Below are 21,651 nucleotides of genomic sequence, written 5' to 3'. Positions count from 1 at the left end.
GAGGGGGCGTCGTCAGTGCTCACGCGTTCGATCATGCGCCATCACCCGTTGGACCTGCCAGGGGGAGGCCTCCCCACCGCAGCAAACGCGCCCGCTCACCCGTGCGGATACTCGTCGTCGTCCGGCACGACACGCGCCTGTTCGGCCGCGTCGGCGTCGTTGACCTCGAGCGAGCCCGGCGACTCTTCGGCCGTGGTGTCCGCGTCGTCCTGCTCGACGACGGGGGTCTCCTGCTCGGCCCGGTCGGCCTCGGGGACCTCGGGTCCGGAGGCGGGATCGAATCGGTCCATGGTCGTTCCTTCCCTCGCCTCTCCCAGGCTAACCCTCCCGCGGACCCGTGGGAGGGTTGGCGACATCGACCGAAACCGGCGGATGATCGCACTGTGACGGCACCGGATCGGGCAGGCTGGAGAGGTGAGCACTCCCCCGCCCCCCGTCGTCACCATGGCCGACCCCCAGTGGCGACCCAGCACCCGCGCCCCGCAGCTGTGGGCGATCAACGCCGCGCTGATGTGGATCCCGGTCTTCATCGCCCAGATCGTCTGGGGATCCGTCGACGGGCGCTGGACCACGTGGCCGCACGTCGCGGTGTTCGTCGTCAGCCTCGTGGTTGCGGCGACGCACGTCCTGGTCGTCCCGCAGTGGCGGTACCGCGTGCACCGCTGGGAGATCAGCGCCGACGCGGTGTACACGAAGACCGGATGGTTCACCCAGGAGCGCCGCATCGCGCCGATCTCCCGGGTGCAGACCGTCGACACCGAGCGCGGACCGATCGACCGGATGCTCGGCCTCGCCACGGTCACCGTCACCACCGCCTCGTCCGCGGGCGCGGTCACCATCACCGCGCTCGACCGCGAGGTCGCGGACCGGACCGTCGCGCAGCTCACCGAGATCGCGGGCCGCAACGTCGGGGACGCGACGTGAACGCACCAGGGCATCCGGCCCCGACTCACTACGCGACACCGCACCCCGCGCCCGGTACCGCCCCACCGGAGGCCTCTGGCGCCGCCGCGTTGGCGGCCGAGCAGGAACAGCCGTGGCTGCGGCTCGACAAGCGGATGCTGCTCGTCCATCCGGTCGACGAGGTCGTCAAACTGCTACCGGTGCTGCTGATCTCACTGGTCGTCGGCACCCAGAGCGGCAACCACACGTTCGGTCTGATCGTCGTCGTCGTCCTGGTGGCGTACGCGCTGCTGCGCTGGTTCACCACCAGTTACCGGATCGGCCCGGTCCACGTGCAGCTGCGCACCGGGGTGTTCCAGAAGAACCTGCTCTCGGTCCCGCGCAACAGGATCCGCTCGGTCGACGTGGAATCCGGTGTGCTGCACAGGGTTCTGGGCCTATCTGTCGTCCGGATCGGCACCGGCCAGCAGTCCGGACACGGCGACTCCAAGAGGTTCGAGCTGAACGCGCTCGATTCCGCCCTTGTCCCCGCCCTGCGCGCGGCCCTGCTGGCCGGGCACCGGGAACCGGCAGCGCCTGTTGCCGATGCCGAGGCGGCGCCGGTGGGAGCGGACGCGGGCACCCCGCGCCCAGAAACGGAGATCGCGCACTGGACACCCGCCTGGGTCCGCTACGCACCGTTCTCCGTCACCGGGGTGCTGACGGTTGCCGCGGCGATCGGCCTCGCCTTCCAGTACGGGCTCGGCAAGTGGATCGCCGACTCCTCGGCGGTGAGCCGGGGGGTCGACTCCATGCAGCACCTCGGCATCGCCGCCGCCGTCGTGCTCGGGCTGGTCACGCTCCTCGTCGTGGCGAGCGGGCTCTCGTGCGTGCGCTACCTGATCGCGTTCGGCAACCTCCGGGTCACCGACAACGGCAAGGTGTTGCACGTCAGCCACGGCCTGCTCAAGACCAGGCAGACCACCCTGGACCGGGCCCGGCTGCGCGGGACCTCGCTGCGCGAGCCGCTGCTGCTGCGGGCCGCGGGCGGTGCCCACCTCGACGCGATCATGACGGGGATCAGCGCAGGCAAGGGACAGTCCACCCTGCTGATGCCGCAGTCGCCGCGGGCCGAGGCCGAGCGGGTGGCGGCCGTGGTCCTCGGCGGCGACCACTCCCCCGTGGCGCTCGCCCCACACGGCCCGGCGGCCAGGCGCAGGCGGTACACCCGGGCACTGCTCCCGGTGGCGGCTTTGGCCGTCGCGACCGCGGTCGCGACGGCGCTGGGCGTGCCGCTGCGGTGGCAGGCGTGGGCCGGCCTCGCGGTCCTGGCAGTGGCCGCCACCGCGCTGGCCTGGGACCGCTATCGGGGCCTCGGTCACGCCGCACCGCCCGGATGGCTCATCACCAGCAGTGGCTCGCTGGACCGCAGCCGGGCCAGCCTCGAGGCCGACGGCATCATCGGGTGGACCGTGCGGCAGAGCTGGTTCCAGCGGCGCGCCGGGGTCGCCACCGTGGTGGCGGCAACCCCGGCCGGTGCCGGCCACTACGAGGTCCTCGATCTGCCCGCCGACCGCGCCTGGGCCCTGATCGAGACGGTGACCCCTGGCGCGGGCGACATCTGGACCCGCACCACCTGAGCCGATCCCCTCATCGACGCACGGAGGACACCGATGCACGACGATCGCGAAATCGTGGAGGAGCGGCTGCGGCGGTTCGTCGATCAGCGGCTCGGCGGGGCGCTCTACCGGGACACCACCCCTGCCGAGATCACGGCGTGGCAGGTGCCCGGCGAGCCGGTGCCCGTTGCGGAGGCAGTGCGGCAGGAGTTCGCGCCCATCGCAGTCGGGACCCGCTGGGGCAGGCCGTGGGGGACGATGTGGCTCCACGTGACCGGGCACGTGCCGGATCGCTGGCAGGGCCTGGGCGACGACGTCGAGGTGGAGCTGGTGGTCGATCCCGGGTTCACGGGCGGCCCCGGTTTCAACGCCGAGGCGCTCGCCTACCGCCCCGACGGCACCGTCATCAAGGCGATCTCCCCGTTCAACACCTACCTACCGGTTGACCCGCACCGGCCGGTCGACCTGTACCTCGAGCTGGCCGCGAATCCCGATGTGGCACGGAGTTTCGGCTTCCAGCCCACTGCGCTCGGCGCCCCGGAGACCGCAGGCGAGGAACCGATCTACCAGCTCCGCCAGGTCGACTTCGCGCTTCGTGACCGCACGGTGTGGGAGCTGACCCAGGACATCGCGGCGCTCAGCGGCCTGATGCACGCGCTGCCGTTCGACCTGCCGCGCAGGCACGAGATCCTGCGCGCCCTCGAGCGGATGCTCGACACCGTCGACCCGGACGACATCGCAGGCACCGCCGCGGCCGGCCGCAAGCAACTGCGCGAGGTGCTCGCTCGACCGGCCTACGCCAGCGCACACAACCTGATCGCCGTCGGGCACGCGCACATCGATTCTGCCTGGCTGTGGCCGGTGCGCGAGACCATCCGAAAATGCGCCCGCACCTTCTCCAATGTCGTTGCGTTGATGGACGATCACCCGGACTTCCGGTTCGCCTGCTCGTCCGCGCAACAGCTCGCCTGGGTCAGGGACGGCTATCCGGAGCTGTTCGAACGGATCCGGGACAAGGTCGCGGCCGGCCAGTTCGTCCCGGTCGGCGGCATGTGGGTGGAGGCCGATACCAACATGCCCGGTGGCGAGGCCATGGCGCGGCAGTTCGTGGCGGGAAAGCGGTTCTTCCTCGACGAGTTCGGCGTCGACACCCCCGAGGTCTGGCTGCCCGATTCGTTCGGCTATTCGGCCGCGCTGCCCCAATTGGTCCGGCTGTCGGGGTCGCAGTACTTCCTCACCCAGAAGATCTCCTGGAACACGACGAACCGGATGCCGCACCACACCTTCCGATGGGAGGGCATCGACGGCACCCAGGTCTTCACCCACTTTCCTCCGGTCGACAAGTACAACTCGGACCTGTCCGGACACGACCTCGGTCACGCCCAGCGCAACTACCGGGAGCAGGGCGCGGGGACGGTGTCCCTGGTCCCGTTCGGGTGGGGCGACGGCGGCGGCGGGCCGACCCGCGAGATGCTGGCCGCGGCCGAGCGGACCCGTTCGCTTGAGGGCTCACCCACCGTGACGCTGGACTCGCCCGTGAACTTCTTCCGCCGGGCCGAGGCCGAGTACCCCACCCCGCCCGTGTGGTCCGGCGAGCTGTACCTGGAGTTGCACCGCGGGACCTATACCTCGCAGGCCAGGACCAAGCAGGGCAACCGGCGCAGCGAGCACCTCCTGCGCGAGGCGGAACTGTGGGCGACCACGGCCGCCGTGCGGGCCGGGGCGCACTATCCGTACGACGAGCTCGAGCGGCTCTGGCATCTGGTGCTGCTGCAGCAGTTCCACGACATCCTGCCGGGCAGCTCCATCGCGTGGGTACACCGCGACGCCGAGCGGAACTACGCCGCCGTCGCGGCCGGCCTGGAGGAGATCATCGCCGACGCGGCGGGGGCACTGACCGGAGCGGGCTCGGCGCCCCTCACCCTCAATGCGGGCCCCCAGCCGCGCGACGGCGTGCCCGCGCTCGGCATCGCGACCGCCGTTCCCGAGGCCGCACCCACCCGGATCACCGAGCGCGGCAAGGGGTTTGTCCTCGACAACGGCCTAGTCCGGGTCACGATCAACGGCGAAGGCCTGATCACCTCGCTGACCGATGCCGACACCGGGCGCGACGCCATCGCACCCGGCGCGGTCGGCAACCTGCTGCTGCTGCACCGGGACGTGCCGAACCAATGGGACGCCTGGGACATCGACGAGTTCTATCGCCGAACGGTGACCGACCTGCGGGATGCCGACTCCGTCGATCGTGACGGCGACGTCGTGGTGGTGCGCAGATCGTTCGGGGACTCGACCGTCGTGCAGCGGCTAGAGCTCGCCCCCGGCGCCCGCGCCCTGGAGATCAGCAACGAGATCGATTGGCACGAACGGCAGAAGCTGCTCAAGCTGGCCTTCCCGTTCGACGTGCACGCCGACCGCAGCGCCGCGGAGACACAGTTCGGCCACGTCTTCCGACCGACGCACTCCAACACGTCCTGGGACTTCGCGAAGTTCGAGATCTGCGCGCACCGCTGGGTGCACGTCGGTGAGCCCGGGTACGGCGTCGCGGTGGCCAACGACTCCACCTACGGCCACGACATCGGACGCTCCGCCCGGCAGGGCGGCGGCAGCACCACCACCGTGCGCCTGTCGCTGCTGCGGGCGCCGCTGTACCCGGACCCCACCTCCGATCAGGGCGCACACACGTTGCGGGTCTCCGTCCGGCCGGGTGCCACGATCGGCGACGCCGTCGCCGAGGGCTATCGGATCAACCTGCCGCCGCGCACGATCACGGGCGGCGCGCCGGTCGAACCGCTGCTGCGGGTGTCGAATCCCGCGGTGGTGGTGGAGGCCGTCAAGCTCGCCGAGGACCGCAGCGGCGACGTCGTGGTCCGGCTGTACGAGTCCACCGGCGCCAGATCGACCGCGCGGATCGACGTGGACTTCCCGCACGCGGGCGTCGAGCCCGTCGACCTGCTCGAACGGCCGGTGGCCGCCCCCACCGGCGCCACGATCGACGGCGACGCGATCACGGTGACGCTGAGGCCGTTCCAGGTGCTGACGCTCAGAGTGCGAGCAGCGTCGGACTGACCGAACGGGGCATTCTCCTGCGCCGACCCCGTCGGGGGTGTTACAGATGACGGCTGCACGGCGTACCACTTCCCCGTAACCAATCTCAGGAGTACTCACGTGAATGCCCGGCTCCGCGCTGTGGCGATGGGCCTCGCGGCCGTCGCCGTGTTCGCCCTCGGCACCACGCTCGTCCCCTCAGCATCGGCACAGTCGGCATCGACCGGATCGGCGGCTACCGAAGACCAGGACCCGCCCGCGGGTGCGAATGACTGGTCCTGCCGTCCGACTCAGCAGCACCCGCGGCCTGTCGTGCTCTTGCACGGCACCGGATGGAGCATGAAGCAGAGCCTCCCCGTGCTGACGAGCACCCTCAAGGCCGACGGCTATTGCGTCTACGCGCTGAACTACGGCGGCACCAGGGAGTATTTCGGCCTTTTCGGTCCGTACAAATGGGGCACCGCAGCGATCGGGGACTCGGCGCGCGAGCTGGCCAAGTTCGTCGACCGCGTTCGCGAGAGCACCGGCGTCGCGCAGGTCGACATCGTCGGGCATTCCCAGGGCGGCATGATGCCTCGCCAGTACCTGAAATTCGACGGCGGCGCTGATCTCAACGACCCTGCACGCAACAAGGTGCGCACGCTGGTCATGCTGGCTCCGTCGAACCACGGGTCGACCTTCAATGGTGAATCCGTGACGGGGGTGGCCATGAACCAACAGCTCGCGGGCTCGGAGTTCTTACAGAATCTCAACGCCGGCCAGGAGACATATCCGGGGATCGACTACACCGTGATCGCATCGGAGACCGACAAGACGATCACCCCACCCAACAGCTCATTCCTGATTCCCGCCCCGGGAACCTCTGTCCGCAACCTGTTCGTGCAGGAGGTGTGCCCGAACGATTCCCTCGACGTCGCGCATTCCGGCCAGGTGCTCTATCCGGACAAGGGCAAGGGGATGCTTGACCACCCGGTTTCGCTGTTCCTCGTCCGCCAGGCTCTCGACCCGACCCTCCAGGGCCCGGTCCCCTGCTCCGGATAGTCACTGACCCGCACCCGTGCGGCGGGCCCGTCGGGCCGGCACCGCCGCGCGGGTACCGTCGGACCTGTGGCAACCCACACCACCCTCGCCGAGATGGACGGTGAGCTGATCGACTGCAGGCGTTGCCCCCGCCTGGTCGCCTGGCGCGAGCGCGTGGCCGTCGAGAAGCGAGCCGCATTCCGCGACGAGACGTACTGGGGCAGACCCGTTCCCGGGTTCGGGCCTGCCGATGCCGCGCTGCTGATCGTCGGGCTCGCCCCCGCCGCGCACGGCGGGAACCGGACCGGCCGGATGTTCACCGGCGACCGCAGCGGGGACATGCTGTACGCGGCGCTGCACGCGGTCGGGCTGGCGAACCAACCGACCGCGGTCAGCCGCGACGACGGCCTGCGCCTGCGCGGGGTCCGGGTCACCGCACCCGTGCACTGCGCTCCCCCGGACAACAAGCCGACGCCCACCGAGCGGGACACCTGCCGCCGCTGGATCGACGAGGAACTGCGACTGCTCTCGCCGACCCTGCGGTCGGTGGTCGTGCTCGGCGGATTCGGTTGGCAGGCACTGTTTCCCGCGCTGACCGACGCCGGCTGGGCGGTACCGAGGCCGCGGCCGAAGTTCGGCCACGGCACCCACGTTGTCCTGCCCCCGACAGGTGTCGGCAGCGCGCTGGAGGTGTTCGGATGCTTCCACGTCAGCCAGCAGAACACCTTCACCGGCAGGCTCACGCAGGCGATGGTCGAGGCGGTGTTGTCCGACGCCGGTCGTGCTGCGGGGTTGCTGCCCCAGTAGCCGACACTCCCGTACCCGCCCGCCGCTCCTAGACCCGGCGGGCGGAGTTGCCGCGCGCGACGGCGTCCTCGGAGGCGAACCTCAGCAGGAGCAGCCCCGCGGGCACCACCGCGAGTCCGAGCAGCAGCAGGGTCACCGGGCTCGCGAGCAACAGGGCGTCCCCACCCGGACCGCCGAACATGCACAGCACGAAGCCGAGGAACCAGCCGACCAGCGGCAGCGCCGCCATCGAGGCCCGGTCGGTCACGGTGCGGGCCCCGAGCACCAGCAGCACGTTGACGACGCCCGCGGCGAGAGCGCTGATCGGAAACGGCACCGAACCCAGGTAGGTGGGCAGGAACAGCACGGCCAGCACGGCCGTGAGCGCGCCGTCGAACATCAGCAGGCCGAGAATCGCCGAGTCGAGGATGCGGCGCCCGGTCGGTGCGGGGCTGGTGCCGGATGTCATGGCACCAATCGTAGGCGGGGCCTTCAGCCCACCGGCGGGTAGCCGAGGAGCGTGAGCAGGTGACTCTGCATGTCGACGAAGTTGTAGAGCGCGTTCATGTACATCTCGTGATGCTGCTCCGAGTGGGGGCGCAGCGAATCCACGAATGCCACTATCGCGTTCTGAACACTCCAGTTGTACATCGACATCCTTCCGTCAGCCCGACCCGGCTATGACCCGCATCACAGTCTAATCGGATTGGTGTCGGCCGTCACAGCCGACCCCATGCCTCGGGAGAGACCCGAACCCGTCAGTGATGGAACCCTTCCCTCGCCTCGTCGGACGGCGTGCCTCCGGCCAGCCGCGCCAGCGATCGACGGATGTCCTCGGCCAGCAGGGAGATCACATCGCGGGAGATCCCGTGCCGAACCAGGACCCGCTGGATGACCGTCTCCTGTCGGTTCGCGGGCAACGGGTACGAGGGCACCTGCCAGCCGCGCCTCCGCAGCTCATCGCTGAGGTCGTACAGCGAGAAGCCCGCCGTCGCCGGGTCGGTCAGGGTGTAGGACACCGCGGGCAGCCCGCCGGTCCCGTCGTAAAGCAGGGTGAACGGCCCCATCGTCTTGATCTCCGCGGCGAGGGCCTGGGCGGTTTCGGCACACGTCTGCTGAATCATGCGATAGCCCTCGCGACCGAGGCGCAGCAACAGGTAGTACTGGGCGACGATCTCGCCGCCCGGCCGGGAGAAGTTGAGCGCGAAGGTCGGCATGTCGCCGCCGAGATAACTCACCCGGAACACCAGGTCTTCGGGCAGCAGGTCCGCCGACCGCCACACCACCCAACCGACCCCGAGCGGGGCCAGTCCGTACTTGTGACCGGAGGTGTTGATGGAGGCGACCCTCGGGATCCGGAAGTCCCACACCAAATCCGGCTGCACGAACGGGGCGATGAACCCCCCGCTGGCCGCGTCGACGTGAACGGGCACGTCCAGCCCGGTGTCCGCCATGATCGCGTCCAGCTCCGCCGCGATCTCCTCGACGGGCTCGTAGTCGCAGGTGTAGGTCACGCCCAGGATCGCGACGACACCGATGGTGTTCTCGTCGACGTACTCCCGCAATTGGTGCGGACGTATCCCCGTCGCGCCCGGCTCGAGCGGGATCTGGCGCAGTTCCACGTCGAAGTACCGGGCGAACTTGTCCCAGCAGATCTGCACCGGCCCGCACACCAGGTTCGGGCGGTCGGTTGGCTTGCCCTCCGCCTGCCGCCGCTGGCGCCAGCGCCACTTGAGGGCCAGCCCACCGAGCATGGCGGCCTCGCTCGATCCGGTCGTGGAGCAGCCCATGGTGTCGCGTTCGGAGGGTGAGTTCCAGAGGTCCGCCAGCATGTGGACGCACCGGGACTCGATCTCCGCAGTCTGCGGGTACTCGTCCTTGTCGATCATGTTCTTGTCGAGGCAGTCGTTCATCAGCCGGTGGACCTCGTCCTCCGACCAGGTCGAGCAGAACGTCGCGAGGTTCTGCGAGGAGTTGCCGTCCAGCTGGAGTTCGCTGTGGATCAGCGCGTAGGCGATCCGCGGGTCCGACGCTTCTTTCGGCATCTGGTACTTCGGCAACACTTCTCGGCTGAGCGGCGTCGAGTAGATGTCTTGGGCGTTCCCGCCCCTGTCGGTGACCCTGTGCAACGCCATCGGGCTGATCCCTTCGTGATCCGGAAATCGATAATCGATCTGGATACAACGTGCGAGAAACTCAGGTACGACTGATGAAGCACACCGAGGGTAACCCGGATCGGGTCACCCCGTGGGGCGACTGGAAGCCTTCGGGTCAGCCGCTTGCTAAAAAGCGATGCCGGAGAACAGGTCCCGCTCGCGACCGTCGGCGTCGACCACACCGCGGGCGCCGCGCACCAGAACGTAGTGTTCCTCGACCAGGATCGGCTGCGCGACATTGTTCGACAGCGCATACTCCGAACCGGTCTCCGACACCGTCACCTGCGTCGCGTGCGCGGTCAGCGCCGACCGCTTCGCCCCGAGCACCGCCCGCACGTCCACCGCGGCGGTCACCGTCTCGTCGAGCACACAGGGCAACTCCCCCGGCTCCGGCATCCGCCACGACGACGGGATCTCGGTGATGCACTCGATCCCCTTCGCCAGCGAGTTCGCCTCGGTGACAGTCCAATAGACCTTCGCCGGCTCCCAGGGCAGGCCCGCGTCCGGATACGCATCGGTGCCCGCGGCCTGGGCCGCGGCCATCGTGAAGCGGTGCGCCTGGATGTGATCGGGGTGACCGTAGCCGCCCTCCGGGTCGTAGCAGATCACCACGTGCGGACGGACCTCCCGGATCACCGCGACGAGAGCCGCGACGGCCTCCTCGGGATCCGCGTTCACGAACGCGCGCGGGTTGGCGGCGGAGGGAGTGCCGAGCATGCCGGAATCGCGCCAGCGTCCTGCCCCGCCCAGGAACCTGGGGCCGTCGGCACCCAGCCTTGCGATCGCCTCGGTCAGTTCGAGGATGCGGTAGCCGCCGAGCTGATCGGCCCGGTCCGCGACGAGGCCGGCCCACCGCTCACCGATCACCTCGCCCTCCTCGCCGAGCGTGCAGGTCAGCACGGTCACCTGCGCGCCCTCGGCGGCGTACCGCGCGATGGTGCCCCCGGTGGTGAGGGTCTCGTCGTCGGGATGGGCGTGCACCAGCAGCAGTCGACGTTCGCTCACTGGGGGCTCCTCGACCAGCCGGCGGCATCGGCGAAGATGCCGACCTGGATCGCGCCGGTCAGCGATACACCCTGGACGCCTGGCCCGGCAGCGACCACGGTCGTGTCCTGCAGGACGGGCAGCACGGCGGCGAGATCCCACAGCTTCGGCTCGGCCTGCGCGATCACGTGTCCGACGTCCGCGGTCCCGCGAAGCGCCTCGTCGATGCCCGCCTGCAGGGCCGAGTCACAGAGTCCCGACAGATTGCTCGGGGCAAGCGGATCGGGCACGATGTCGGGCTCGGCGTCCGTCGACTCGGCGTCGCCGGACGGGGCCGGGGCAGGCATCGCAGGCGGGGGGCAGGCGAACCGGGAGGCCATCGAGGTCGCCGGGTCGGAGCCCGCGCGCGACCAGCCGACCACGGCATCGACCTCGCCCTCGACGAGCGACTTGCCGTACAGCTCGTCCGGACGCATCGTCGTCACCGAGGCATCCACCCCGGCGCCGCGGAGCTGGTCGGCCGCGGTGTTCGCGACGGCGATGGCGGAGTCGTCGCCCTCGGGCGCACCGATGACCAGGGCCAGCTGCTCGCCGTCCTTCGCGATCGTGGCCGTCGCCGTCTCCCCCGGGCCTTCGACGGACGTGTGAACCCAGCCAGCCTCGGCGAGCAACCCGAGCGCCTGCTCGCGGCTCGGCGCGGGCGGGGCGGTCGGGACGTAGCCCGGATCGGATGGCGCCAGCACCTGGGCCCGAGCCGGCGTCGCGTTCGCGCCGGTCGGGGTGCCGACGGAGGCCAGCAGGTCGGGGCTGAGCAGCCCCATCAGACCGCGACGCAGCCGCTGGTCGGCGAGCGCGGGGACCCTGCCGTTCAGGGTCAGCTCCAGCACCCGGGGCGCGGGGGTGACGGCGGCACGCACCGAGGGGATCGCGGCCAACTGAGCCTGCAGCGGGCCGTTGCCCCGCACCTGCGCGACCTGGGCGTCACCGGAACGGATCGAGTCCGCCAACTGCGCGGACGAACCACCGCGACGCATGAGGATCTGATCGGGGGTGGCGGGCTTGCCCCAGAACCGGTCGTTGCGTTCGAGCAGGATCTCGTCGCGGCCGCGGTCGATGGACTTGATGTGGAAGTCGGCGCCGGACACCGGGATGTTCTCCGCCAGTCCGCGGGTGAACCCGCCTGGCGAGTCCTTCACCAGGTGCGAGGGCAGCAGGTCCGTGAACAGCTCCCGCCACGCCGGATACGGCGAGCTCATCGTCACGGTGACGGTCTTGCCGCCGCCCGAGGAGCCGATGTCGGTGATGAGGCCGTAGCCGGCCGGATCGACGACGCCGGGCTGGCTGATCATCTGCCGCCACAGGTAGCGGAAGTCCTCGGCGGCGATCGGCGCGCTGTCGGACCACTGCGCCTCGTTGCGGAGCTGGTACGTGACCGTGAACGGATTCTGGGAGGTGACGTCCGCGGAGATCAGCAGGGACTCGTCGGGGAGCCAGTCCGTGCCGCCGGGCCGGGTCGGGCTGGGGACCGGGCGGAAGGCGCTCGGCAGCACCATCGAGCTGACCGCCGAGGTGACCGGGGACTGGTCGGAGAGCAGGTGCGGATTGAAGCCGAGACCCACGTCGTCGATCGCGACCACCACGGTGTTCTTGGTTGGCACCGCCGTCGTCGGCTTGGGACTGTCGGTGCTCTCCACCGGCGGCGGCGGGTTCGCTGTGCAGCCCGCCAGCACGAGGCCGGCGACGAGGGCTGTCGCGATCGGCAGGATCTGTCGGGTTCGTCGTCCCGCTCGATGCACTCGCACGTCCCTTTCGATCTACGGCTGTAAACGCCTGTGCGCGGCTGACGGGTCCGCAGACTCGTCAACCGCGCACAGGCGCGAAGCGCAACTCTACAGCGCGGCCTTGTCGCGGGACTTGCTGCGCGAGCGCTCGCGGGCGCGGTCGGTCTGCGACAGGTGCACCTTGCGGACGCGGACCACCTCAGGGGTGACCTCGACGCACTCGTCGCCTGCACAGAACTCCATGGCGCCCTCGAGCTCGAGCTTGATCGGCTTGGCCAGGGTCTCCATCACGTCGGCGGAGGACTGACGCATGTTGGTCAGCTTCTTCTCGCGGGTGACGTTGATGTCGAGGTCTTCCTGACGCGGGTTGATGCCCACGACCATGCCCTCGTAGGTGTCCGCGCCGGGCTCGACGAAGAAGGTGCCGCGGTCGGCGAGCTGGATCATCGCGAACGGGGTCACCGAGCCGGTGCGGTCGGAGACGAGCGACCCGGTGTGGCGGGCGCGGATCTCTCCCGCCCACGGCGCGTAGCCGTGGAAGACGGCGTTGGCGATGCCGGTGCCGCGGGTCTCGGTGAGGAAGTCGGTGCGGAAACCGATCAGGCCACGCGAGGGGACGATGAACTCCATGCGGACCCAGCCGGCGCCGTGGTTGGCCATCTGGACCATCTTGCCCTTGCGGTTCGCCAGGAGCTGGGTGATGGCGCCGAGGTACTCCTCGGGGCTGTCGATGGTGAGCTCCTCGAAGGGCTCGTGCACCTTGCCGTCGACCTGGCGGGTGACCACCTGCGGCTTGCCGACGGTCATCTCGAAGCCCTCGCGGCGCATCTGCTCGACCAGGATGGCCAGCGCCAGCTCACCACGGCCCTGCACCTCCCAGGCATCCGGGCGACCGATGTCGAGGACCTTGAGCGAGACGTTGCCGACGAGCTCCTGATCCAGACGGGACTTGATCATGCGGGCGGTCAGCTTGTGGCCGCTGACCCGGCCGACGAGCGGCGAGGTGTTGGTGCCGATGGTGACGGAGATGGCGGGCTGATCGACGGTGATCCGCGGCAGCGCGACCGGGTTCTCCAGGTCGGCGAGGGTGTCGCCGATCATGATGTCCGGGAAGCCGGCGACCGCGACGATGTCACCGGCGACGGCGACCTCGCCGGGCTGACGCTCGACGCCGACGGTCTGCAGCAGCTCGGTGATCTTGGTCTTGGTGACGACGGGCTCGCCGTCGACCTCGCGCATCCAGGAGACGGTCTGGCCCTTGCGGAGCTCGCCGTTGTGGATGCGGACCAGGGCCAGGCGGCCGAGGAAGGCGGAGGCGTCGAGGTTGGTGACGTGCGCCTGGAGCGGCGCGTCGACGGTGCCCTTGGGCGCCGGGACGTTCTCCATCAGGACCTCGAACAGGGCGTCGAGGTTCTCGGCGTCGGGGGCCTGGCCGTTCTCGGGCTGGACCTTGCTGGCCTTGCCCTCACGGCCGGAGGCGTAGAGCACCGGCAGGTCGAGGGCGAGCTCGGCTGCCTCGGCGGCCTCGTCGTCCAGGTCGGACGCCAGGTCGAGGAGCAGGTCGTGGCTCTCGGAGACGACCTCCTCGATGCGGGCGTCGGGACGGTCGGTCTTGTTGACGACCAGGATGACGGGCAGCGAGGCGGCGAGCGCCTTGCGGAGCACGAAACGGGTCTGCGGCAGCGGGCCCTCGGAGGCGTCGACGAGCAGCACAACGCCGTCCACCATGGACAGGCCGCGCTCCACCTCGCCACCGAAGTCGGCGTGGCCGGGGGTGTCGATCACGTTGATGACCGTGACCGAACCGTCCTCGTTGTGCTTATGCACAGCGGTGTTCTTCGCGAGGATGGTGATGCCCTTTTCGCGCTCCAGGTCACCGGAGTCCATCACGCGGTCGACCAGTTCGGCACGCTCGGCGAAAGCGCCGGACTGCCGGAGCATGGCGTCGACGAGGGTGGTCTTGCCATGGTCGACGTGTGCGACGATGGCAACATTGCGGAAGGTGGTGCTGGGCACGCTGCGGTCTCCTGGCTGGCTTGATTCAGCCACGCGAAACCTAGGCTCGCACGGCTCGGGCGGCCGCGTCGCGAATGCGAATCCATCAGCACAGGACGACCTGTGCAGGCATTGCGGCCAGCTAGATACTACCCGCCCGCGGCAATTCCGCCGAAAACGAGTTGTGAATCACCCTGGATCTGCTACTCGGCGAACCACCCGAACCACCCGGACCGACCGAGCAGGCCGCCGATCCCGACCGCGGCACGCTCCTGCGCCGGGCCGGTTCGTGAGGGCAAGCTAACCTCGGGTAGGCCGGGACGATCCGGTATCCGACCGGGCAGGAGGGCCGTGCCGACATGGGCAAGGTCAAGGCGAAGAAGGTCTCGAGCCTCAAGCCGAAGAAGAAGTGCTGCCGCAGCAAGACGCGGTGCCTCAAGTGTCCCGTCGTCATCATGCGGATGAAGAAGCTCGAGAACGAGGGCGTCACGGGCAAGGACTTGAAGAAGGGACTCAAGAAGGCACGCGCCTCCTGAGCCCCTCCCCGGCGCGCGTCGCCTCGATCAGCAGTTCGGCGTGGTCGGACGGCCGACGACGCGGTCGTCGAGCCACTTGTAGGCGGGCGGCATCCCGACGAACGCCCCACCGACGTGATCGACGCCGAGGCCGGGCGCGTACTGGACGTCGACCCCGCGGTTGCAGTACTCACGGACCACTCCGGTCATCCCCCAGTCCGGGATCAGCACGTCCTTGGTGTCGTGGAAGACGAACAACGGCATGTCCGGCGTGGCGGCGGTGCGCGCCAGCGAGTTCTCCTCGATGACGGCCTCGACGCTCGGGATGGTGAGGATGTCACCGACCTTCGAGTACTGGGCGAGGCTGATGCCCTTGGTCTTGCCGAGCAGGTCCGTCAGGCAACCGTCGGTCAGCGTCTCGGCGAACTCGATCCCCTCGGGGGTGAGGTATTCCTGCGGCCTGATCTTGTCCGGGTACTCCCTCGACAACCCGAGCAGGGTGCCCCAGGCGGTGAAACCGACGGCCGGCTGCTTCTCGCTGAGCCCGGCCAGGTCGCCGGGGACCCCGCCCTCGGCGACACCGATGACGTTGAGTTCCGGCGCGTAGGTGGCCTTCTGCTCGGCCGCCCATGCGGTCGCATGCCCGCCGCCCGAGTAGCCGTACATGACGACCGGTGCCTGCGAGAGCCCAAGCGGCTCAAAGCGTTGCGCGGCACGAATGCCGTCGAGCACGCCGTGCGCGGTCTGCCGTCCGGCGATCCAGGCCATCTCGGGGCCCTGGTAGTCGGAGGCGACGACCGCATAGCCGAGCGCGAGCATCGGCGAGATGAGGGCCAGGTCCTGGGACTTGCCCGCGGGCAGGGTCACCGAGGGGTTGCACGCCAGACCGAGGGCGTCCATCGCCTGCTGCTGGGAGAGCAGCGGGCGGGCCCCCGGTCCGGTCCACGGGCGGTCGGGGACCATCACCGTCGCCGTGGTGGTCACCGGCGCCCCGAACGAATCGGTGGTGCGGTAGAGCAGCTGGGTGGTCTCGACCACCGGCCACGGAGTGTTCGCCGGGAAGCGAACCTCCACCGGACGGCTGCGGATCACGTCCCCGTTCGCGTACCCCGACAGATCGGTGGGACCCTGGAACCAGTTGTCCGCCAACGGCGTCGGACCGGGAAGCGGTTCGGCGGCCGCCGCGGGGATCACCCCCAGTGTCAGCGCGGCGGCGCAGGCCGCCACCAAGCCGAGAACCGCATTCCTCGATCGCCCCATGGCAGATGCCTTCCCCTCGATTCGCCGATGATCGGTACCAGCGTGGCACGGAAACGGCTGGGGCCAACGGGTTTCCCGGCCCGACACGCGATGGACGCGGCCCGCCGCCACCGCTATTCCGCGCGCAATACCGCCATCAACTCCGCCAGCCACGCCCTGTCGTTCGGCACCAGATCGGCGGCGGCCAGCTCCGGCCCGGTCACCCAGCGCACCGCGGAATGTTCCAGCGCGGTCGGGGTCCCGTCGCACAACGACACCAGGTAGGCACGCAGGACCATGCCCTTCGGCAGCGGCACGTCCACCCCGATCCGATCGCCGACAACGGTGTCCACACCCAGTTCCTCGCGGAGCTCGCGGCGCAGGCCCTGTGCCGGGCTCTCCCCCGGCTCGATCTTTCCGCCGGGCAGCTCCCACATGCCTGCCAGTTCCGGCGGTGCGACCCGCTGCGCGAGCAACAGCCGACCGCCGACGATGATCGCCGCCGCCGCGACCTCCCGTACCGCATTCGTTTCCACCCGGGCACCATGCATGGCACCATCATTGTCATGGCCGAGTTGCTGTCGGACGCCGAGGTCGAAGCCGCGCTGGGATCGCTACCCGATTGGCAGCGGGCGGGCGCCTCGATCACCCGAACACTGAAGTGCCCGACCTTTCCCGCCGCCATCGCACTGGTCGACCGGGTCGCGGCGGCAGCCGAGGCCCGCGATCACCACCCGGACATCGACATCCGCTGGCGCACGCTCACCTTCACCTGCGCCACCCATTCCATGGGCGGGATCACCGATCTGGACGTGGGCCTTGCGCGGGAGATCGATCGTCTGGCTGCCGAAGGCTGAGTCGTCCGGCATAGATCACCCAGACGTAGAACGCGACGGCGCCCACCACGTTCACGGCGCCCAGCCAGGCCAGCACAGCCGGCCTCGAGATCAGCCAGATCGAGTCCTGGAAGAAGGACAGCACCCAGGGCACCCCGATGAGGGTCGACGCCAACCAGCAGCCGACCAGGATCTTCGACCCCAGCCGTCCCGCCAGCGGTCCGTGCACGAGCCAGATCAGCATCGGGATCAGCCACACCCAGTGGTGCGACCACGAGATCGGCGAGATCAACAGCCCGAAGAGCTGAACCACCACGAGGGTGCCGAGCCTGTCGTCGGCCCCCAGCGCCCGCCAGGCGAAGAATGCGAGCAGCGCCGCGACCGCCACCGCGACCAGCCACGGCCATCCACTCTCGACGTCGTGGCCGAGTACCCGGCTCAGCGCGCCGCGCGCCGACTGGTTCCACACCGACCCGACCGGGCCGATGCGGGATGCATCGCCGAGCAGGTGTTCGAAGTACTCGCGCGCCGACGGGCCGATCGTGAGGTAGCTGACCGCCACCGTCAGCCCGAACGCCACCGCGGAGAAGACGGCGGCCTTCCATCGCCTGCGCGCCACGAAATAGAGGCCGGTGATAGCGGGCGTGAGCTTGATGCCCGCGATGAAGCCGACCAGCCCGCCCGCGATCCACCACCGGGTGCTGCGGACGGCAACCATCGCGCCGAGCACCAGGAACACGTTGACCTGCCCGTAGTCGAGCGTGGTGCGAACCGGCTCGGTCCAGATCCCGACCGCCGTCCAGGTCAGCGCGATCGCGGTCCAGCGGGGTTCCCGGGCCGCCGCGCCGTAGATCAGTTCCAGACTGATCCGGATCACCAGGAACAGCGCCGCGATGGTGAGCAGCGTCCAGCACATCCCCACCACCGGGAAGGGCAGGTAGTGCAGCGGGAAGAACACCAGCGCGGCGAAGGGCGGGTACGTGAACGGGAGCGGAAAGTCCGGGGTCAGCTCGGCGTAGGTGAAGTCGTAGAGGTTGTCGCTGAGTAGCGCGGCCGAGCCGTCCACATAGACGTGCAGATCGACCAGGTTCATGCCGTTCGGGCTCAGCAACACCCATGCCATCCGCACCGCAACGGAGACCGCCAGCAGCAGCGGCGCGAAGCGAAGAATCGATGCCGACCGGCCATCGGTGCGAGCATCCCGAGTCTGGGGTGCGGGTGGCATCTCGGACACGTCTCGCGTTCTCCCGTGTGGTGTGGGCCGACGGGTGGAACCCGAAGCGTTCGACAGCGAGCCTAACGGCAGCCGCGGCTGGCGCTGAACCTCCCCGAAAATTGTGGATAACAGTTGCATCAACAATCTCAATTTTCACTCTAGTCACACGATATGGTCACCGGGCAAGCATCATCCGGCCAGCATTGCCATAGACTCCCGACCCGGAGTCACTCTCGGGTGACAAAGAAATAACAGGGTTGTCTCGGCTAGCGCTGTACAACCGCCTGATGGCCTGCATAGAGTGGCCCCTCGTTACCGCTGGGGGCCTGCAGGCCAACCGACGCTTGAAGAAAATAAGGATGGGACGACTGTGCTTCGTACGCGAGGACCGCGCAGAACGATCACCGCGCTAGCGATAGCCGCGGCCGCTGCCTTGGCTGCTCCGACCAACGCTGTGGCGCAGCCCGCGCCCGTGCTCCCCGAAGGCCTCAACATCGAGGCCCTGGCCTCGCTGGCACCGGCCATCATCGGTGCCGCGGCCGGCCCGTCCGACATCGCAGGCGGACCGCAGGCAGACCTGCTCGCCCAGGCGCGCACGCTGCTCGAGTCCTCCAACCTGCCCGAGTCGACGAAGGCGACCCTCTCCAAGGTCATCACCTTCCTCGACGGCAGCGGCGGCGGCGGACCGGAGCTCCCGCCGGAGAGCGGCCCCGTGATCGCCCAGTTCCTCTACCCGACCCTCGGCAAGGGCTGCATCTCGGCCACCGCCGACTCGGTGGGTACCGCGCTGGCCGTCCCCGGCCCCGCGCACCTGCCCCCTCCGGGACCGAAGGCAGGCCAGGCCGGGTTCGTCTTCACCGCGCTGGGCACCAAGAAGCCCGCCGACGTGCAGCCGGTCCCGCTCACCGTCAGCTGGGTCAACATCGACAACCAGAAGTCGGCGACCCAGAACCTGACGTCCGAGTCGAAGATCAACCCGGACGGACCGGCCACCCTGTCCGCCATCGCCGACACCGGTCGCGGCCGCGTTCTCGCGGTGATCTCCGGTTCCCTCACCACCCAGGCCGAGGGTGCCGCGCCGATCACCTGCAGCTTCCTGCCGACCGTCGGAATGGTTGTCGTTCCGTAAGGCACCAGCCATCCCAGAAGGGCCCTTTCGCATCGCGAAGGGGCCCTTCTGCTTTACCCGGCCCTGTGGTAAACCTCAGCGATGGCCTCCGTACCGCACTCGGTGAAGTCCGTGCACTCGCGACGCTCGATCCTGTCCATCCGATCCGAGGGCTCGATCCTCTCGATCGGCTCGGCCTACTCGATTCTCTCGATCGGCAGCGTCGGCTCGATCCTCTCGATAGGCTCCATCGGCTCGGCCGGTTCCGCCCTGTCCTCCGGCTCGTTCGGCAGCCTGGGTTCGGCGCTGTCCGGACTGTCGAAGTGGTCGGTGCTGTCCTGGCGTGCCGACGCCACGAGCCCGAGCGACCGCCCGCTGCACGTGCTGGCGGAAGAGCCAGGACTCGCGGTATCGCCGATGTCGCACACCCAGACCTGACCGGTTCCGACGCGTTACCCAGAACTGACAGCCGCACAAGACGATTCGACGGAGGATGCACGTGACCGAGGCGGACCAGACCGACAACCGGACGTGGACGAGGGCTGAACTGGAGTCGGCCTTCGAGGGCTACCAGCGCACCGTCGAGAAGGCCACCGCGACGGGCGACTGGAACCTCTTCGCCGACATGTTCACCGAGGACGCCACCTACATCGAGCACGCCTACGGGAACTTCAGTGGCCGGGAACAGATCCGGGAGTGGGTGGTGCGGACGATGACGAGCTTCCCCGGCAGCCACATGACGGAGTTCCCCGCGGCCTGGTACACGATCGACGAGGAGCGCGGCTGGGTGATCTGCGAGATCCGCAACCCGATGCGCGATCCCGGCGACGGCACGCTCCACGAGGCGTCGAACCTGACGATCCTGCACTACGCGGGCGACGGGCTGTGGTCCTGCGAGGAGGACGTCTACAACCCGATGAAGTTCCTGAAGATGGCCAAGAAATGGTGCCGCGCCGCGGAGTCGTCCGGAGGACTTCCGGACGAGGCCCGCCAGTGGCTCTCCGCGGTTGGCGGCGCCTAGGGCGCGTCGCGCACTAGGGGTTCTGCGGTTCCTGCGGGGCCACGGATCCGCTCGACACGCGGTCGTAGATGTTCGCCGCGAGGGCGTACACGATGTTGATGAGTTGTTCCACGTCTGTCCTCTCTCGAATGGTTCCGCTGACGCTACCTGCAGCAGGCCCGACCTGCGGTGCTCACACGCGGTCGTGTCGGCCGGCCCGCGCGGCCGCGACCCAGAGCCTGGCCACGTACCCCGCCAAGCCGATCGCCATGCCCACCACCGCGACGGCGGTGAACCCGGCCGCCGGTCCGGCACGGTCGACCATCGCACCGGCGAGGGGCGAACCGACCGCGCCGCCGAGGGTGAACGAGGTCCCCTGCCAACCCATCGCCTCGCCCCTCCGGTCCTCCGGAACCAGGTCCGCGATCGCCTCGCCCGTCGCCGCCATCACCGGCGCGCAGAACAGCCCGGCCGGGATGGCGAGGGCCGCCAGCGTGAAGGTCGAGGTGGCGAAGGCCATCGGGAGCGTGAACAGGCCGAGTAGGAACAGCAGCAGCGCCGGGCTCACGGGGCGGTGCATCGCGCCGTAGATCAGACCGCCCACGATCGACGACGCGCACCAGAAGAAGAACACGACACCGAGGGACTGCACCTCCCCGCTCGCCCGCAGCGCGGCCAGGATGCCGACGTCCGTGCCCGCCAGGATCAGGGTGGCACCCGCCGAGGCGGCGAACACCCCGACGGCGGCAGCGGTGAGCCAGCCGGGGCGCGTCGCGGCGCTGAGGGTGGCGGCCGTCGCGTCGTCGACGGCGGGTGCGACCGCCGCCTCGGCTCCGGCCGCGACGGCGGCGGTCTCGCTGCGGGTCGGTGGGTTGAACCACATCAGGAACAGCCCGGCCACCACGACGGACACGCCGATCGCGATGAGGGTGTACCGGGTGCTGAAGTGGGTGCCGAGGAAGACCCCGGTCGCCGGGCCGACGATGAACACCAGCTCGGTGCCGATCGAGTCGAGGGCGTACGCGGTCCGCCGATCCGCCTCGCGGACGAGCACGCTGATGCTCTGGCGGACCACCGTGAAGATCGGCAGCGCGAAGGCCCCGCAGACGAAGGCGACCGGGATCAGCGCCTCATAGGGCACGAAGGCGGCGATGGGCCACAGCACGCCCTCGGCGATCACGGAGGGCAGCAAGGTTCTCCGCAGCCCGATCCGGTCGATCAGCCTGCCGCGCCAGGGCGAGCCGACCGCGATGCCGATGGTCAGCGCCGCCGCCGCGAGTCCCGCGGCGGCGTATCCCCTGCCGAGGGTCTGCACGACGTGCAGGGTGAGGATCAGCCCGGCCGCGGAGTGCGGCAGCCGCGCGATCATCCCGACCAGGATCAGCCTGCGGACCGGCCTGCGTGCCAGCAGTGCGGCGTAGCGACCGATACCCATGCGAGAAGTCTGTCATCGAGTCGTGATCGGACTG

21 protein-coding genes are annotated in these 21,651 nt (G+C 69.5%); 10 read left to right on the top strand and 11 right to left on the bottom strand.

All coding sequences use genetic code 11. The features are described from left to right. Window positions 1-95: 95 nt before the first annotated feature. Entirely contained in the window at window positions 96-290 is a 195-nt protein-coding gene (locus FCG67_RS14905) for a hypothetical protein (protein ID WP_136910512.1), read from the bottom strand. Between the two features lie 154 nt (window positions 291-444). Between FCG67_RS14905 and FCG67_RS14900 the strand changes: the two genes are divergently transcribed. The 5 genes from FCG67_RS14900 (at window position 445) to FCG67_RS14880 (ending at window position 7,373) form a co-directional block, all read left to right on the top strand. Continuing rightward, window positions 445-924: a PH domain-containing protein gene (locus tag FCG67_RS14900; RefSeq protein WP_136910620.1), complete on the top strand. Its 480-nt coding sequence runs from the start codon at window positions 445-447 to the stop codon at window positions 922-924. 134 nt (window positions 925-1,058) lie between these two features. Further along, a complete protein-coding gene (locus FCG67_RS14895) occupies window positions 1,059-2,522 on the top strand; it encodes a PH domain-containing protein (protein WP_136910619.1) in 1,464 nt (487 codons plus the stop codon). A 33-nt stretch (window positions 2,523-2,555) separates the two neighbouring features. After that, window positions 2,556-5,567, top strand: coding sequence for an alpha-mannosidase (locus tag FCG67_RS14890; RefSeq protein WP_136910511.1), 3,012 nt, complete (start codon window positions 2,556-2,558; stop codon window positions 5,565-5,567). A gap of 147 nt (window positions 5,568-5,714) precedes the next feature. After that, window positions 5,715-6,587 (top strand): esterase/lipase family protein, encoded by an 873-nt coding sequence (locus FCG67_RS14885; protein WP_246045086.1) that lies wholly within the window; start codon window positions 5,715-5,717, stop codon window positions 6,585-6,587. Between the two features lie 93 nt (window positions 6,588-6,680). Further along, window positions 6,681-7,373 (top strand): uracil-DNA glycosylase, encoded by a 693-nt coding sequence (locus FCG67_RS14880; protein WP_136910617.1) that lies wholly within the window; start codon window positions 6,681-6,683, stop codon window positions 7,371-7,373. A 28-nt stretch (window positions 7,374-7,401) separates the two neighbouring features. Here FCG67_RS14880 and FCG67_RS14875 read toward each other — a convergent pair whose 3' ends face one another. From FCG67_RS14875 to typA, 6 genes are all read right to left on the bottom strand, one after another. Beyond that, window positions 7,402-7,821, bottom strand: a complete 420-nt coding sequence (locus FCG67_RS14875; RefSeq protein WP_136910510.1) for a hypothetical protein — start codon at window positions 7,819-7,821, stop codon at window positions 7,402-7,404. Between the two features lie 23 nt (window positions 7,822-7,844). Beyond that, the gene (locus FCG67_RS25025; RefSeq protein ID WP_169310534.1) at window positions 7,845-8,003 is read right to left on the bottom strand and encodes a hypothetical protein; all 159 of its coding nucleotides are present in this window, start codon (window positions 8,001-8,003) and stop codon (window positions 7,845-7,847) included. A 107-nt stretch (window positions 8,004-8,110) separates the two neighbouring features. Then, complete coding sequence (gene gad / locus FCG67_RS14870) at window positions 8,111-9,487, bottom strand: glutamate decarboxylase (RefSeq protein ID WP_136910509.1); 1,377 nt, start codon at window positions 9,485-9,487, stop codon at window positions 8,111-8,113. Window positions 9,488-9,634: 147 nt separating this feature from the next. Beyond that, entirely contained in the window at window positions 9,635-10,513 is an 879-nt protein-coding gene (gene mshB, locus FCG67_RS14865) for an N-acetyl-1-D-myo-inositol-2-amino-2-deoxy-alpha-D-glucopyranoside deacetylase (RefSeq protein ID WP_136910508.1), read from the bottom strand. Further along, a complete protein-coding gene (locus tag FCG67_RS14860; RefSeq protein ID WP_136910507.1) occupies window positions 10,510-12,294 on the bottom strand; it encodes an ABC transporter family substrate-binding protein in 1,785 nt (594 codons plus the stop codon). The genes mshB and FCG67_RS14860 overlap by 4 nt, the downstream gene beginning before the upstream one ends. Window positions 12,295-12,381: 87 nt before the next feature. Beyond that, the gene (gene typA, locus FCG67_RS14855; protein WP_136910506.1) at window positions 12,382-14,289 is read right to left on the bottom strand and encodes a translational GTPase TypA; all 1,908 of its coding nucleotides are present in this window, start codon (window positions 14,287-14,289) and stop codon (window positions 12,382-12,384) included. A gap of 338 nt (window positions 14,290-14,627) precedes the next feature. Here typA and FCG67_RS25020 point away from each other — a divergent pair, with 338 nt between their 5' ends. Beyond that, window positions 14,628-14,804 carry a hypothetical protein gene (locus FCG67_RS25020; RefSeq protein ID WP_097212563.1) on the top strand — a complete coding sequence of 59 codons (177 nt, stop codon included), beginning with the start codon at window positions 14,628-14,630 and terminating at the stop codon, window positions 14,802-14,804. A gap of 27 nt (window positions 14,805-14,831) precedes the next feature. Here FCG67_RS25020 and FCG67_RS14850 read toward each other — a convergent pair whose 3' ends face one another. Then, a complete protein-coding gene (locus FCG67_RS14850; RefSeq protein ID WP_136910505.1) occupies window positions 14,832-16,043 on the bottom strand; it encodes a lipase family protein in 1,212 nt (403 codons plus the stop codon). A gap of 113 nt (window positions 16,044-16,156) precedes the next feature. Then, the gene (locus tag FCG67_RS14845) at window positions 16,157-16,558 is read right to left on the bottom strand and encodes a (deoxy)nucleoside triphosphate pyrophosphohydrolase (protein WP_425467837.1); all 402 of its coding nucleotides are present in this window, start codon (window positions 16,556-16,558) and stop codon (window positions 16,157-16,159) included. Between the two features lie 30 nt (window positions 16,559-16,588). On the opposite strand from FCG67_RS14845, the gene FCG67_RS14840 reads away from it, so the two are divergent. After that, a complete protein-coding gene (locus FCG67_RS14840; RefSeq protein WP_136910616.1) occupies window positions 16,589-16,879 on the top strand; it encodes a 4a-hydroxytetrahydrobiopterin dehydratase in 291 nt (96 codons plus the stop codon). Here FCG67_RS14840 and FCG67_RS14835 read toward each other — a convergent pair. Next, entirely contained in the window at window positions 16,821-18,083 is a 1,263-nt protein-coding gene (locus tag FCG67_RS14835) for a mannosyltransferase (protein WP_136910615.1), read from the bottom strand. The genes FCG67_RS14840 and FCG67_RS14835 overlap by 59 nt on opposite strands. A gap of 361 nt (window positions 18,084-18,444) precedes the next feature. Here FCG67_RS14835 and FCG67_RS14830 point away from each other — a divergent pair, with 361 nt between their 5' ends. The 3 genes from FCG67_RS14830 to FCG67_RS14820 all read left to right on the top strand — a co-directional run bounded on the left by FCG67_RS14830 (window position 18,445) and on the right by FCG67_RS14820 (window position 20,203). Then, entirely contained in the window at window positions 18,445-19,203 is a 759-nt protein-coding gene (locus tag FCG67_RS14830; RefSeq protein WP_097212566.1) for an Rv1157c family protein, read from the top strand. A gap of 81 nt (window positions 19,204-19,284) precedes the next feature. Continuing rightward, complete coding sequence (locus FCG67_RS14825; RefSeq protein ID WP_136910503.1) at window positions 19,285-19,620, top strand: hypothetical protein; 336 nt, start codon at window positions 19,285-19,287, stop codon at window positions 19,618-19,620. 61 nt (window positions 19,621-19,681) lie between these two features. After that, entirely contained in the window at window positions 19,682-20,203 is a 522-nt protein-coding gene (locus FCG67_RS14820) for a nuclear transport factor 2 family protein (RefSeq protein WP_246045085.1), read from the top strand. Between the two features lie 172 nt (window positions 20,204-20,375). On the opposite strand, the gene FCG67_RS14815 is transcribed toward FCG67_RS14820, so the two are convergent. Beyond that, window positions 20,376-21,617, bottom strand: coding sequence for an MFS transporter (locus FCG67_RS14815; RefSeq protein WP_136910501.1), 1,242 nt, complete (start codon window positions 21,615-21,617; stop codon window positions 20,376-20,378). Between the last annotated feature and the right edge of the window lie 34 nt (window positions 21,618-21,651).

This window comes from Rhodococcus oryzae (assembly GCF_005049235.1).
GTDB lineage: Bacteria > Actinomycetota > Actinomycetes > Mycobacteriales > Mycobacteriaceae > Rhodococcus_G > Rhodococcus_G oryzae.
Note: the sequence above shows the minus strand (reverse complement) of the source record. Positions and strands in the feature narration are given on the sequence as shown.

Excerpts from the sequence above, each read along its gene's own strand:
- FCG67_RS25020 (WP_097212563.1), top strand. The coding sequence starts at position 14,628 with ATGGGCAAGGTCAAGGCGAAGAAGGTCTCGAGCCTCAAGCCGAAGAAG.
- FCG67_RS14875 (WP_136910510.1), bottom strand. The coding sequence starts at position 7,821 with ATGACATCCGGCACCAGCCCCGCACCGACCGGGCGCCGCATCCTCGAC.
- FCG67_RS14895 (WP_136910619.1), top strand. The coding sequence starts at position 1,059 with ATGCTGCTCGTCCATCCGGTCGACGAGGTCGTCAAACTGCTACCGGTG.
- gad (WP_136910509.1), bottom strand. The coding sequence starts at position 9,487 with ATGGCGTTGCACAGGGTCACCGACAGGGGCGGGAACGCCCAAGACATC.
- FCG67_RS14825 (WP_136910503.1), top strand. The coding sequence starts at position 19,285 with ATGGCCTCCGTACCGCACTCGGTGAAGTCCGTGCACTCGCGACGCTCG.
- FCG67_RS14850 (WP_136910505.1), bottom strand. The coding sequence starts at position 16,043 with ATGGGGCGATCGAGGAATGCGGTTCTCGGCTTGGTGGCGGCCTGCGCC.
- FCG67_RS14840 (WP_136910616.1), top strand. The coding sequence starts at position 16,589 with ATGGCCGAGTTGCTGTCGGACGCCGAGGTCGAAGCCGCGCTGGGATCG.
- FCG67_RS14890 (WP_136910511.1), top strand. The coding sequence starts at position 2,556 with ATGCACGACGATCGCGAAATCGTGGAGGAGCGGCTGCGGCGGTTCGTC.
- FCG67_RS14905 (WP_136910512.1), bottom strand. The coding sequence starts at position 290 with ATGGACCGATTCGATCCCGCCTCCGGACCCGAGGTCCCCGAGGCCGAC.
- FCG67_RS25025 (WP_169310534.1), bottom strand. The coding sequence starts at position 8,003 with ATGTACAACTGGAGTGTTCAGAACGCGATAGTGGCATTCGTGGATTCG.
- FCG67_RS14880 (WP_136910617.1), top strand. The coding sequence starts at position 6,681 with ATGGACGGTGAGCTGATCGACTGCAGGCGTTGCCCCCGCCTGGTCGCC.
- FCG67_RS14900 (WP_136910620.1), top strand. The coding sequence starts at position 445 with ATGGCCGACCCCCAGTGGCGACCCAGCACCCGCGCCCCGCAGCTGTGG.
- FCG67_RS14835 (WP_136910615.1), bottom strand. The coding sequence starts at position 18,083 with ATGCCACCCGCACCCCAGACTCGGGATGCTCGCACCGATGGCCGGTCG.
- FCG67_RS14815 (WP_136910501.1), bottom strand. The coding sequence starts at position 21,617 with ATGGGTATCGGTCGCTACGCCGCACTGCTGGCACGCAGGCCGGTCCGC.